The organism is Vibrio sp. OPT41 (genome assembly GCF_015163595.1).
In the GTDB taxonomy this organism is placed as follows: domain Bacteria; phylum Pseudomonadota; class Gammaproteobacteria; order Enterobacterales; family Vibrionaceae; genus Vibrio; species Vibrio alginolyticus.
Genome location: NZ_JADDYH010000018.1, coordinates 23,090 through 36,106 on the forward strand (window position 1 = coordinate 23,090; position 13,017 = coordinate 36,106).

13 protein-coding genes are annotated in these 13,017 nt (G+C 43.7%); all 13 read left to right on the forward strand.

All coding sequences use genetic code 11. The features are described 5' to 3' along the window. The first annotated feature begins 25 nt into the window (after positions 1 to 25). A complete protein-coding gene (locus IQP38_RS10605) occupies positions 26 to 871 on the forward strand; it encodes an ExeA family protein (protein WP_033907419.1) in 846 nt (281 codons plus the stop codon). Continuing rightward, positions 868 to 1,962 carry a tetratricopeptide repeat protein gene (locus IQP38_RS10610; RefSeq protein ID WP_193837563.1) on the forward strand — a complete coding sequence of 365 codons (1,095 nt, stop codon included), beginning with the start codon at positions 868 to 870 and terminating at the stop codon, positions 1,960 to 1,962. Before IQP38_RS10605 ends, IQP38_RS10610 begins: the two co-directional genes overlap by 4 nt. After that, positions 1,959 to 3,683 (forward strand): GspE/PulE family protein, encoded by a 1,725-nt coding sequence (locus IQP38_RS10615; RefSeq protein ID WP_193837564.1) that lies wholly within the window; start codon positions 1,959 to 1,961, stop codon positions 3,681 to 3,683. Before IQP38_RS10610 ends, IQP38_RS10615 begins: the two co-directional genes overlap by 4 nt. Positions 3,684 to 3,691: 8 nt before the next feature. Further along, on the forward strand, positions 3,692 to 4,915 hold the full coding sequence (locus IQP38_RS10620) for a type II secretion system F family protein (protein ID WP_005381186.1): 1,224 nt from the start codon (positions 3,692 to 3,694) through the stop codon (positions 4,913 to 4,915). A 3-nt stretch (positions 4,916 to 4,918) separates the two neighbouring features. Beyond that, the gene (locus IQP38_RS10625) at positions 4,919 to 5,380 is read left to right on the forward strand and encodes a hypothetical protein (protein WP_005381184.1); all 462 of its coding nucleotides are present in this window, start codon (positions 4,919 to 4,921) and stop codon (positions 5,378 to 5,380) included. Positions 5,381 to 5,671: 291 nt separating this feature from the next. Continuing rightward, entirely contained in the window at positions 5,672 to 6,163 is a 492-nt protein-coding gene (locus tag IQP38_RS10630; RefSeq protein ID WP_005438123.1) for a type II secretion system protein, read from the forward strand. A gap of 55 nt (positions 6,164 to 6,218) precedes the next feature. Continuing rightward, positions 6,219 to 6,452 carry a hypothetical protein gene (locus tag IQP38_RS10635; RefSeq protein ID WP_054575324.1) on the forward strand — a complete coding sequence of 78 codons (234 nt, stop codon included), beginning with the start codon at positions 6,219 to 6,221 and terminating at the stop codon, positions 6,450 to 6,452. A gap of 115 nt (positions 6,453 to 6,567) precedes the next feature. Then, positions 6,568 to 7,047, forward strand: a complete 480-nt coding sequence (locus tag IQP38_RS10640) for a type II secretion system protein (protein WP_170894156.1) — start codon at positions 6,568 to 6,570, stop codon at positions 7,045 to 7,047. Beyond that, entirely contained in the window at positions 7,044 to 7,628 is a 585-nt protein-coding gene (locus IQP38_RS10645) for a type IV pilus modification PilV family protein (protein WP_193837565.1), read from the forward strand. Before IQP38_RS10640 ends, IQP38_RS10645 begins: the two co-directional genes overlap by 4 nt. Continuing rightward, the gene (locus IQP38_RS10650) at positions 7,628 to 8,356 is read left to right on the forward strand and encodes a PilW family protein (protein ID WP_047103645.1); all 729 of its coding nucleotides are present in this window, start codon (positions 7,628 to 7,630) and stop codon (positions 8,354 to 8,356) included. Before IQP38_RS10645 ends, IQP38_RS10650 begins: the two co-directional genes overlap by 1 nt. Next, on the forward strand, positions 8,346 to 8,783 hold the full coding sequence (locus tag IQP38_RS10655; protein WP_047103642.1) for a hypothetical protein: 438 nt from the start codon (positions 8,346 to 8,348) through the stop codon (positions 8,781 to 8,783). Before IQP38_RS10650 ends, IQP38_RS10655 begins: the two co-directional genes overlap by 11 nt. A 6-nt stretch (positions 8,784 to 8,789) precedes the next feature. Beyond that, positions 8,790 to 12,734, forward strand: coding sequence for a DUF6701 domain-containing protein (locus IQP38_RS10660; protein WP_193837566.1), 3,945 nt, complete (start codon positions 8,790 to 8,792; stop codon positions 12,732 to 12,734). 151 nt (positions 12,735 to 12,885) lie between these two features. Next, a partial coding sequence (locus tag IQP38_RS26370; RefSeq protein WP_228010043.1) for a rod shape-determining protein occupies positions 12,886 to 13,017 on the forward strand: 132 nt, incomplete at its 3' end.

Consider the following 13,017-nt stretch of genomic DNA (forward strand, 5'->3'; position numbering starts at 1 on the left):
TTTTTAATAGGTTTGTGATTCGAGTATGTACTTGTCCCACTTTGGATTCCGAGTTCAGCCTTTTTCGTTAACCCCAAATACAGAAATGTTCTTGGGGTTAGTCCCTCACTATGAGGCGATCCAAACCATCCTAGCTGCCGTGCAAATGGGAGAAGGGGTGATTAAGGTGACGGGAGAAGTCGGCACTGGAAAAACCATGGTATGCCGTAAGCTGATCGAGCAGATTGAATCTGAAGTTGAGCTTATTTACTTACCCAATCCAGTGTTGAATGGGGAACAGTTGCAGTTTGCTGTCGCCAGAGAGTTAGGTATCGAGAACGATGATCCGCTGCGCATCGTTTCCCTCATTCAAGAGCACTTGATTCAAGTACATGCCTTGGGAAAGAAAACCGTCTTGATCGTTGATGAAGCGCAAGCTCTTTCCCCACAAGCTTTAGAAACATTGCGTCTATTTGGCAACCTAGAAACGGAACAAGATAAGCTCATTCAATTGGTGTTATTCGGACAACCTGAGTTGGATGAAAGATTGGCTAACCATGAGCTAAGGCAGTTTCGTCAACGCATTACGTTTAGCTGCCAGTTACGTCCTCTCTCTATCGATGAAGGCGTGGCTTACATCAATAATCGTTTAGATAAAGCAGGCAATGGGGCGCACATTTTTTCTATTGAACAGAAAAAAGCGATTTGGCGTTCATCCATGGGGATTCCGCGCTTGATAAACCAAATTAGCCACAAGTCGTTGCTTGCTGCATTTAATGAGCGTTGCACACTATTGAAAAATCATCACGTTTACGCCGCTATGCACGATACGTTTGATGCCCGTAAACCTAAGTTTAAAACACCCGTATTTTGGGGATGGAGTCAACCTTGAGTGCCATCAATAAAGCATTATCAGAACTTGCTGAAAAAACATCGCCGTCAGAGCTTACTCGTGCGGAGATTCCAAGAGTCTCACGCAGTAAACCTTGGCTTTGGCTTGTCGCCGGTTTTTCGTTAAGCCTTGCGGTTGGTAGCTGGGCGGTCTCTCGCGGTCCTGTCCCTTCAGGCGAGCTATCACAGTTTCAAACCGACGCTATGCCACTGTCGTCTGTGAATGTCTCACCAATTGTTTCATCGGAGCGCACTCACTCGCCAACGAGTAAAATGACGCCCGATACAACTCAAGTGGTTTACACTAAACCAGCCACACAGCAGGTAGTGCAACAGCCTCACATACAAGAGACTGATAGGTTCACGCCAAGATCTGAGATAAATATCGCCTCTGAAGATGCAGTTTTACTCGCACAGTTAGCAACGATGCCGAGCGAGGAGCAATACGATCACGTAACCCACACGACATCAGAAAACAGCTCAATGCGTATTGAGCAGGTTGAGCTTACTCACCGCCAATTATCTCTTAAAGCGGTTAGCCGAGCGGAAAAGGCACTCGATGCTAACGATATGCAAACGGCGTTATCGGCTTATGCCGAGGCGTTGCGTTATGAGCCAATGAATGCAGACACGCGTCAAAAGTTATCAGCGTTGTACTTTGGTAAAGGTGACACGCGTAAAGCATATGAGATTATTCAAGAAGGCATCAACCTAGATACGAACAACCAAGTACTCCGCTTGGCCTTGTCTAAGTTGTTAGTGAAAGCTAATCAACCTGAAGCGGCGCTGAGCCCGCTTGTTCATTTGCCTCCAGTACCAAGTCGAGATTACTTGGCGATGCGTGCGGCATTGGCACAAAAACACAAGCAAAATGACATTGCGCTTGAGAGCTATCAACTCCTAACTCAGCGTGAGCCGGAAAACGCGCGCTGGTGGTTAGGTTTGGCTATTCAACAAGAGCGCGCCCTGGCTTTTACTGCCGCGATCAACTCTTACAACCAAGCTCTGGGTAAAGTTGGCATTTCGAATCAATCGCAAGCATTTATCCGTGACCGTTTGAGCATCTTGAAAGAGTTGGAGAGCGCACAATGAAAATTCAGTTGAGAAAACGCTTGGGCGATCTTCTGGTTGAGGAAGGTATCGTCTCTGAAGAACAAATCCAGCAAGCACTAAACGCACAACTCAGTACCGGGCAGAAGCTAGGGGATGCGTTAATTGACCTTGGCTTTATTACCGAAAAGCAAATGTTGGACTTCTTGTCTCAGCAGCTTGGTTTGCCACTGATCGATCTTGGTCGTGCGCCTGTGGATGCCGAAGCCGTGCAGATTTTACCTGAGGTACACGCACGTCGCTTACGTGCGATGGTCGTTGCTCGAAATGGGGACACACTGCGCGTTGCTATGAGTGACCCTGCGGACTTGTTCATCCAAGAATCATTGATGAACTTGTTGGGCCAATACAACCTTGAGTTCATTGTGGCTTCGGAGCGTCAGCTCATTTCAAGCTTTGACCGCTATTACCGCCGTACTAAAGAAATTGCCTCCTTTGCTGAGCAGCTGCATGAAGAGCATAAAGATGTACAAAGCTTTGATTACGGTATTGATGAGGCCGACAGTGAAGAGGTTACCGTTGTAAAGCTGGTTAATTCCATGTTTGAAGATGCGGTACAGGTTGGAGCTTCGGATATTCATATTGAGCCAGACGATCAAGTATTGCGTTTGCGCCAGCGTATTGATGGCGTATTGCATGAAACGCTCTTAAATGAAGTGAATATTGCATCGGCTTTGGTTCTTCGACTGAAGTTGATGGCACACCTAGATATTTCTGAAAAGCGCTTGCCACAAGATGGCCGATTCAATATCAAAGTTCGTGGCCAATCAATTGATATTCGTATGTCGACGTTACCAACGCAGTACGGAGAATCTGTGGTAATGCGTCTGCTTAACCAGTCCGCTGGTTTGCGTCCGTTAGAAGAGTCGGGCTTGCCGCCAGACTTGCTTGCTCGCTTGCGTCGACAGTTGGCGCGTCCGCACGGCATGATTTTGGTTACCGGGCCGACAGGTTCCGGTAAAACCACCACGCTTTACGGCGCATTGAGTGAGCTCAACGAACCTGGGAAAAAGATCATTACAGCAGAGGACCCGGTTGAATATCGTCTGCCTCGCATCACTCAGGTACAGGTTAACAGCAAGATCGATCTAACTTTCTCGCGTGTTCTTAGAACCTTTTTACGTCAAGACCCAGACATCATTCTTGTTGGTGAGATGCGTGACCAAGAGACGGTAGAAATTGGTCTGCGAGCTGCACTAACGGGTCACTTAGTATTGAGTACTCTCCACACCAACGATGCTGTCGACAGTGCGTTACGTATGATCGACATGGGTGCGCCGGGTTACTTGGTTGCTAGTGCAGTCAGAGCTGTGGTGGCGCAGCGTCTTGTGCGCCGAGTTTGCCCCGATTGTAAAACAGAAGACCACTTAGATGAGTCTCGCCAGCAGTGGTTAGCTGGGCGTTTCCCAAATCAAGTTAGCACCATTTTTTATAAAGGCGCAGGTTGCCAAAACTGTAATTTGACTGGTTATCGAGGCCGAATCGGTGTGTTTGAAATGCTCGAACTTGAGCAAGAGATGATGGATAAATTGCGCGCCAATGATGCGGTTGGCTTTGCGCAAGCCGCGCGCCGCTCAGAAAACTATAAGCCACTGCTTGCTTCTGCAATGGAACTGGCGCTACAAGGCACCGTCAGTTTGGACGAAGTGATGACCCTAGGTGAGGGCGATGCTTCTGGTAAGACTGATCCCATTTTCATATAGGTAAGTGAATGCCAACTTTTCGTTATCAAGGCCGCACGCTAGACGGCTCATCCACTAACGGCAAAATCGAAGCAGTGAACTCAGAAGCTGCGGCGGAAGCATTGATGAACAAAGGGGTCATCCCGCTCAATGTACGGTTAGAGAAAGAGTCGGCAAAAAGCCAAGTGAGCTTGTCTAAGCTGTTTGTGCCTGCTATTCCGTTGGAAGTAATTATTCTTTTCTCTCGCCAGTTGTTTAGTTTGACTAAAGCTGGCGTACCTTTGCTGCGCTCTATGCGTGGCTTGTTGCAAAATTGCGAAAACAAACAGCTCAAAGAGGCGCTAGAAGATGTCGTTTCTGAACTGAGTAATGGCCGAGGTTTGTCTTCTGCGATGCAGCAACACAGCAAAGTATTCAGCCCACTGTTCGTTTCTATGATCAACGTCGGTGAGAATACGGGTCGGCTTGACCAAGCGCTATTGCAACTGGCGAATTACTACGAACAGGAACTTGAGACTCGCAAACGCATCAAAGCGGCGATGCGTTATCCGACGTTTGTCATTATCTTTATCACCATCGCCATGTTTGTATTGAATATCTTGGTGATCCCTGAGTTTGCATCGATGTTCACGCGCTTTGGGGTTGAGCTACCATTGCCGACGCGTATTTTGATCGCGACTTCTAATTTCTTTGTTAATTATTGGGTGTTGCTGGTTGTGGCAATGATTGGCGCGTTTACTGTATTCAGAGCGTGGGTGGCGACGGCTGATGGTCGGGAGAAGTTCGATAAGTTTCGGCTTCGGCTGCCAATTGTAGGCGATATCGTTAATCGTGCGCAGCTTTCTCGTTTTGCCAGAACCTTCTCGTTGATGCTGAAATCAGGGGTGCCACTTAACCAGTCTTTGGCTTTGGCCGGGGAAGCCTTAGGGAACCGTTTTTTAGAAAACCGAATTCTTGAGATGAAGTCCGCGATTGAAGCGGGTAGCACCATTTCAGTGACGGCCATCAACAGCAAAATATTCACCCCATTGGTGATTCAGATGATTGCAGTAGGTGAAGAAACTGGTCGTATTGATGAGTTGCTGCTGGAAGTGTCGGACTTTTACGATCGAGAAGTCGATTACGATCTAAAAACACTGACCGCAAGAATAGAACCATTACTTTTGGTGATTGTCGCAGGCATGGTCATGGTGCTGGCATTGGGTATCTTCTTACCAATGTGGGGAATGCTCGATATCATCAAAGGCGGCTAATAGGTGGTTGAAAATCAAAGCCGAGCAACGCTTATTGTGTTTGGGGTTATTGCTACGATTATGGCGGTGGGTTTGGCGGTCAAATTACGTCCTGTGACCGAGCAAGCACAAGTAACTGGAGCGAAGTTAGCGAGAGTTTGGATGCAAGATAGTGTTCAGCGTTATCGTCAAGCTTGGCTAGTACAAGGCGAGCCAGAACATATGCTGATGGATGGCTTAAACCTTACTATGACTGAGGGCGGGTTAGTGTCTCCCTTTACTCAGCAAGGTGTATTAGATTGTGGTTATTGGCTAGCGGTGCATTACCCCCAACGTAAAATAATGACCAACAAGTTAATAGATATCAGTGGAGCCATCAAAACTGATCGTTATGTCTGTCAATACACTTATGAAAATGGTCAGTCGATTGTAGTTATCTCAACTGCTAATCAACTGAAAATAGACGTCGAAATGTCGGCGGAGTGAATTTTTTGACACCTAAGCACTATAATTGGTAATGAAAGTCGGTATAATGCAATCATTACCATAAGTAACAGGCTGTAATAGTGGGTAAACAATAATGTGTTTTTCTCATTGCAGCATGAACTGAATAATGGCGAATCGTCATTCTGCTCAAGCGGTAGATACAGTATCCACTTCACGGTCAGTTTTAGTGAACGTTGCTGCCCCAAACCGTTTTGACAATATCCAAAATGGTCGCGTGACCTAAACAAAACTTTGCAGTTGTACTGCATGCTTACATAGAGAGAGTAAACAATGAAAAGACAAGGTGGTTTCACCCTTATCGAATTGGTAGTGGTAATTGTAATCCTAGGTATTCTAGCGGTCACTGCAGCACCACGTTTCCTTAACCTGCAAGATGATGCTCGTGCAGCTGCTAATCAAGGCCTTAAAGGTGCAATTGATGGTGCTGCAGGTATTACTTATGGTAAAGCTGCGGTAGAAGGCAAAGAATCTTTGGCTGACGCAAGCACGAAAGTAGAAGATATTACGATCTACCTAGGTTACCCAACGGCTGACGAAAATGGTTTAGGTAAGGCTGTGCAAGGTTTGAGTGATGATTGGGTTCAAATTAAAAAAACAGCTCGTAAAGATGCTACAGATAAGAAAAATGGTACTGCAGGCACAGTTATTTATGCATCTGAGGACAAAGCTTCAGAGTGTGTTCAGTACTCTGAATCATACTATGATGCAGATGGTGCGCTCATTCCTGCTAAAACCGTGATGACAAATTCTTGTACCAAATAATCATTTGTTTGATTTTAAAGGGGTCATAACGACCCCTTCTCTAAGGTATACGTAGGTGAGAATAGTAAAGGGTCTATCCCGAATTGAATTTGTCGTAATACTCGTTTTTATCGCTACCGCAGGGTATATCGTACTACCTCGATACATAAGCTTTGAACCAGAAATTTATGAAGCAAAGTGGGAGCAAACCAAGCAAACCGCTGAGCACGTTTCTGAAACGCTAAGCAACAAAGAAACATACGATCGAATTGAAGAAGAAATTGGTCGTTCAAAAGGGCAAAATAACTAGACATTGGTTATTTGTTCGTCTGTTCACACTTCGAATCGAAAAATTATAAACCTATCATTAATCTCATAATTTCATCGTATACTTATCTCGCTTGTTCTAAGCCTAAGGTTGGGTTATGAAAATTCGCAGCTCTGCATTAGGGTTCACGTTAATGGAGTTAATCCTCATGATTGTTCTCCTCTCTATCCTTTCACTTTTTGCAGCCAGCCGTTTTATGGGATCTGGCAATTTCTCTGCATATGCATTACAAGAACGCGTGATTTCTGTGATTCGCCAAGTGCAGGTGAATCGTATGCAGTCGAATGCTACAAGTCCTGATAACAACTTTCGTTTACAAGTTTCTAGCTCATGTGTTGGTTCGGTTGCTGCCTGTGCACTAACAGGCAGTGCACGAGATGCTCGTAGTGACGTGGTTATCGATAAGTCCGCAAGGTTTTCCGTTATCAGCGGTGCCGCAAATACAATTAATTTTAACCTTCTCGGCAATCCTGTAAGTGGTGCTGTAAACATCTTAATTGAAGATAAGCATGGTCGAAGCCGCTGCCAAGTTGAAATTAATTCTCAAGGTTATGTTTCTAAAGGTACATGCTCATGAAGAAATCTAGTGGCATGACTTTAATAGAAATGATCATCGCGATTGTTTTGATGGGCATTGCGATGGTGGCGTTTACTTCTTTTCTTGTCCCTCAGATTCGAGATTCCGCCATCCCTCATTATCAAACCCGCGCTGCCGCATTAGGCCAAGGTTTCATGTCTCAGATATTGTCGCGAGGCTTCGATGAAAACAGCGACTTTGATGGTGGTTTAGTCCGCTGTGGTGAGACTGTCCTTGGTGGTAAGGATTGTTCCACAAGTCTTGGGGCAGATAGCGATGAATCAAACCCAGCTAGTTTTAATGATGTCGATGACTATATCGGTTGCTGGTATACGAAAAGCACAAAGGCTAAATGTAACTCTACGCCGTTATATGAGCTGAGTAACGTTCTTGGTACGTCTATGGAAAGTGATTACAAGAACTTTCGAGTAGAAGTGAAAGTGCAATACGTTGAATCAGACGGTACGGGTGTAAATAATCCTTCACTGGAAGAGATCACGGCTTATAAACGAGTCACTATGACTATTTACGCCGGACAAACACAGCCTTTAACACTGTCTGCGATAAGGGGAAACTACTAATGAAAAATCGTGGTTTCACTTTAATAGAAATGGTCATCACTATTGTGGTTGGTAGTTTTATCATGCTCGGAATTGCTGGCTATTTGCAGTTAGGAGCAAAGGGCTATGCCGACACTATCGATAGGCAGAAACTACAAACTCAGGCTCAGTTCGTTATTGAGAAAATGTCTCGAGAAATTCGTCATGCGGTGCCGAATAGCTTTTTTATTGATGAGAGTGAAAAAAACTGCCTGATGTTTATGCCGATAGAGCATTCTGGTTTTTATGCGATTTCTGGAAATGATATACAGTTTGTGGTTGGCTTTTTTGGTGACAATGCTCCCGAGCTTGATAGTGGCTTGAAAATGGTGATTAACCCAACACGGCTAAGTGATTTAACCTCATCCACTCATAGTGTTGATGTTGGAGCGCTTTCTCCAGATTCGGATAAAGCATATAAGATTATTGATGGCGCTAGTTTAGTAACCAGTCGCTCCGTTTCTAATCGACACTATCTCTATGATCCATCTAAGTCAGTGAAATATTGCTTTGTAGGCCCACAGATACAGCGTAACGGCGAAATAATTGCCGACAATCTTATTTATGTTGATGATCAATCTCAGAGTTATTTCAAATATGACGATAAATTGCTTCATCGAGGCGGGCTCGTGCATCTGAGGTTCGTGTTTGAACAGTCCGGTGAAAGTAGTGTGTACCAACAAGATGTGCAGGTGCTGAATGTTCCATAATAAGCAAAAAGGCAATGTGTTAATTGTGACGCTCTTTGTCATTATCGTAATGGGGTATTTGGCTGCGTCACTAATGAAAGTGACTTGGTCTAATCAAAGTGGTTTAACGCGTGAGTTTTTGGGTACAAAGGCATGGTTTACTGCTCAATCGAGTAATGACTGGGTGTTAACTCAGTTTTTCCCTTTAGATGAATCTGCTGCTGTTGCAACCCGTTGCGATGCTATCGAGGCAGAAAGCGTTAAGCCCGACAGCGGCTTGTTCGATCAGGCATGCAAAGTGACAACGATTGAATGTCAGAAGGCAGGTAAGCTACCAGGTGACTTTCCTGGTAAAGAAGTGGAGCTATATGTGGTTAAAAGTGTGGCTGTTTGTGGTTCTGGAGTGTCTAAAGTTCAACGTCAGCAAGAAGTTTGGGTAAGGGAGTAAAATACAATGAAAAAAATAATAACATCGTTACTTACGGTAGCGCTTTTCCTTTTTTCGTCAATCAGTTTTGCTGCAGTAAATAACAACCCTCAGTTTGAATTTGGCACTGTGCCAGCAGATAAATGTACTGTAGCAGGGCCAAGTGTGACTTGTGACATCGAGTTTCAGAATTCTTACTCACAACCTCCTCTGGTTTTTGTTATGCCGACGATCGATGCGAGTCGCTCTAACTTTGATAGCAAGACCACAGAATACCCTTCAGATTTGAAAATCTGGTCTATCAGTTCATCCAAAGCAACAATAAAGCAGTTATTACCTCCTCACAGAGCCGCTTGCCGCTATCTAAAATACAATCGTAAAAACGATAAATGGCAATGTAAAAACACTGGCGAGAGAATAACTTATGTTGATGCACCTATGAATGATATTGACTACTTGGTAATGGAACCAGGCGTTATTAAGTTTGATAGTGGTGCCATGCTTGTTGCAGGCAAAGTGAGCTCTAAACATACATTTTCTAATAAGCCTGATGGGACAAATAACATCAGCAAGCAGGTTAATTTTATTAACTTTGGTTTGAACACTGCTTTTTCAAAGCCACCAGGTGTTTTGGTTCAAATTCAAACTCGAAACAATATGGTTGGTAGCCAACCACTTTGGCTAAATACGATCGCTCTAGATCCTACTCGTACAGGCTTTTCATTAATCATTGACCGCTCTGAAGTGACAAAAAATGCGGTACTTGATCAACCTGAAGAAGTGGCGTTTGTGGCAGGCTATGGTGAAGGTTTTACTCAAGGGCGAAAATTTTGGCTAGGTAATGGTTCAACCCGTAATACGCTTAGCGCTCTGAATGATAATGTCATTAAACCAGTTACTGAGGGCTGTAAGCAGCTTAGCTACTTCCCGGTTACTGGCTTCAAATCTGCTCCGGTTTTATTGGCGTCTAAGCGTACTCGAAATGGTAATAACGGTGGTTGGCTAAGGCGTTGTTCTGTGACTAAAACCAGCGTTGCTTTGATTAATGAAGAAGATATGGATAGAGATGCTGAACGTGGTCACGTTGTTGAGCCGTTTTCATACTTCTTATTCGATAAGCCTCCTACAAGTGAAATTTGTGAGTTGTTTCCATCTCCAGTTCAAACTTGGACTGGCAATTCTAATGCGCTTCTAAAGATGAAAAATAATGCTCGGATTTCAGGGGCCCCTTATGTGAACGGTAAGCGTTACGTTGGTTTTCCTCAGTCGAAAATTACTTTAGAAAATAATGCATCATGTGACGATGAAGGTTGTTTTGGTAATGAAGGACTGATGATTAAACGGTTGGAATTAGAGAGTTTTAAGACTAGCTCTAAAGAGGTTGTTGTCGATCATCAGGAGAGTAAAACATTTTCTAGTTATGAGGTACTGGAAAAACTAGAAGTGAAAAACAATGCTAAAGTTACATTTAAAACGGGAACTTACTGGATAGAAGAGCTAAAGGTTGATAACAGCGCACAAATAAATATTCCAGACTCACAAAAAGTGCAAATTCATGTGAAAAAGCTGGAGCTGAAAAACAATGCGAAATTTTATACAGTCGGAAAAGCCGAGCTGATAATCATTGGTCATGGTAACGATAAAATTACTCTTGATAACAGTGCTGAATTGACAGGACTGCTCTATACAGAAGCAAGTGTAGAGTTAAAAAACAATGCAGTAGTTTATGGTGCGGTTACTGCTCGAAGTATTTCGATGGATAACTCGGCAAGTATCATTGCTACAGACAACCACTGTTTTACACCTTCAGATGATTATGAAGTAACGCTATCACCAGCAGCACAATATGCGTTGATGTGCGGGACAGAGCAACCTAGCTTTGAAATAGAAACCAAGAATGATGGCTATGCGGAAAGTACAGGGGTTACTGTGCAGGTTTATCCTGATGCCGATAAGTTCTCTGTAGAAGTCGCTGATAGCACTGGTACAGGCACTTACCCAAGCTTTACTACAAGCAATGTGTCTTCGAAGCTTGGTAAGTTGAAGCTACAAGTTACCGTTACAGATCAAAATGGTATTGAGCTTAATGACGAATATACGTTAAAGGTTACGGTGGACAATGATCCATCAAAAACGCAGACGTCTACCTTCAAATTTGTACCATTCAAGTTTGACGTAGATGACCAAGCAATCGTAGCTGGTAAAAATTATCAAATAGAAACAAGAATATTAGCTTGTAGCGATGGTCAGCAAACGGTAGTGAAAAGTTACACGGGCTCACCAAGTGTTCAGTTGGAAATCGAAACACCAGCTGACGGGCGCAGTGACGCGAGCTTATTAACATATGAGCCTAAATTTATTGACTCAGAGCAAGGTAAGACATCAGATACCTTTAAGCTAATGGAGTCGGGCTTGTACACAATCAAACTCGAAGATGCGAATTTCACGTGTGATCCTCAGTACTCAGATGAGTGTCCAATAGCTCCGGATGAAGATAAAGGTGAGCAAGAATCAGTGGTTCTCAATGGCTCATTCAGCGTTAAGTCTCGACCATGGAAAATTGCCGCATGTAATATTGTGGCGAAAAATGGTGGAAAAGCTAACCCTGCGACACAAGCTACTGGTGATGGCTTTATTGCCTCTGCTGAAAGCTTTAATGTGACCTATAAACCAGTCGTTCATAGCGACTCACGTGGTAATGCTACCAATGTTTGTGAATACCCACTGACACAAAACTATTTCTCTGATTCAAATACGGCTGCACCACTTGATGCTGAGTTTTCTGTCTTGTACCCATCGGGTGGTGATATCGCCAACTTAGACCCAAGTAAAGGTTCAAGTTTAGACTTTAGCTCTGAAGAAGCTAAAGCGGGTAAAACAGTTGAATACGTTTGGGATGAAGTTGGCTCTTTAAACCTTAAAACTAAAGCAACGTATTTGGGAGAGAAACTAGATGAATATGACGTCACCGTTGGTCGTTTCTATCCTGATTATTTTAAAGTAACAGGAACCGAGTGGACTTATCCTGATAATCAGAATGACTCCGTTTATATGGGGCAAAACTTTGCGTCAGTTAAGTTTGAAGTCACTGCGTACAACGCTGATGGGTATGCTACGCAGAACTATGGTAGTTTTGCTGATTCTTTGAAAGCAGACTTGCACTTAGCTGGAAGCTTTTCTGACCGACTTAGTATCTTGAACTCTGATCTAACCAGTAAAAACTGGTCTGGTGCGATTTGGAGTAAAACCTGGGTTAATTCTGTTGATTGGAGCAAAGCTGTTAATTTAGATGGTCCATTTAACTCCAAAGTATCAACAGATAGTTCTACTGAGTCATCAATTGCGTTGTCTCTCAATAATACAGCGAGTACGAAGACAGCACATATTGACCCAACTCTATTTCTGACAGAAGGTCATGATGGCAAACAATCTCGTACCGTAGAGCAACAACTGTTATCTCAACCTGATGTTAGGTATGGGCGTATGGTTTTAGATGATATTGGCGGAAGACAAGGGGATACACTCAGCATTCCTCTTAAAGTTGAGTACTGGAATAAGAACCGATTTGTCGTCAATTCTAAGGACAACCGAACGGCCGTTTCTGCTGTAGAGCAAGGCGATGATAAACTGATTTGGAGCAGTCCAGATGGTGTTACTGCCTGTGATATCGATATTCAAGTTCTTGATTCAGCAGACAGTGAAACATCCAGTGCTAAAGTTACCGGGGGCATATTACCAAATGCAAATAGAGAGCGTTTAACCGCTGTACAAGGTTGTGATAATGAAGTTCGACAGCAATCACAAGTTTGGTTAGATCTTGATGATTCAAAAAATGGCTTACCTTGGCTCAAGTACAACTGGGACAATAAGAAAGCTGGTGAAGAAAACCCATCCTCCGTCGTCACCTTTGGTATTCATCGAGGTAACGATCGCGTGATTTACCGTGGTGAGCCAGGGTTAACCGGACAGTAACAACTTAGGTTTTTGCCCTTAAGTTAGGAAACTGCAAGAAATTGAGGCTTTCTGCTCATGTTTGTGTACCAATACCTTGCTGTGACAGCGAGGCATTGGTACATTTAGAGCAATTTTTGTCTTCTATATTTTTGCAGGATGAGCGAAGAGTATGTTTAAGAAACTTCGTGGCATGTTTTCTAACGATCTATCTATCGATTTAGGTACAGCCAACACTCTAATTTACGTAAAAGGGCAAGGAATTGTCCTTGATGAACCTTCTGTAGTTGCTATTCGTCAAGAT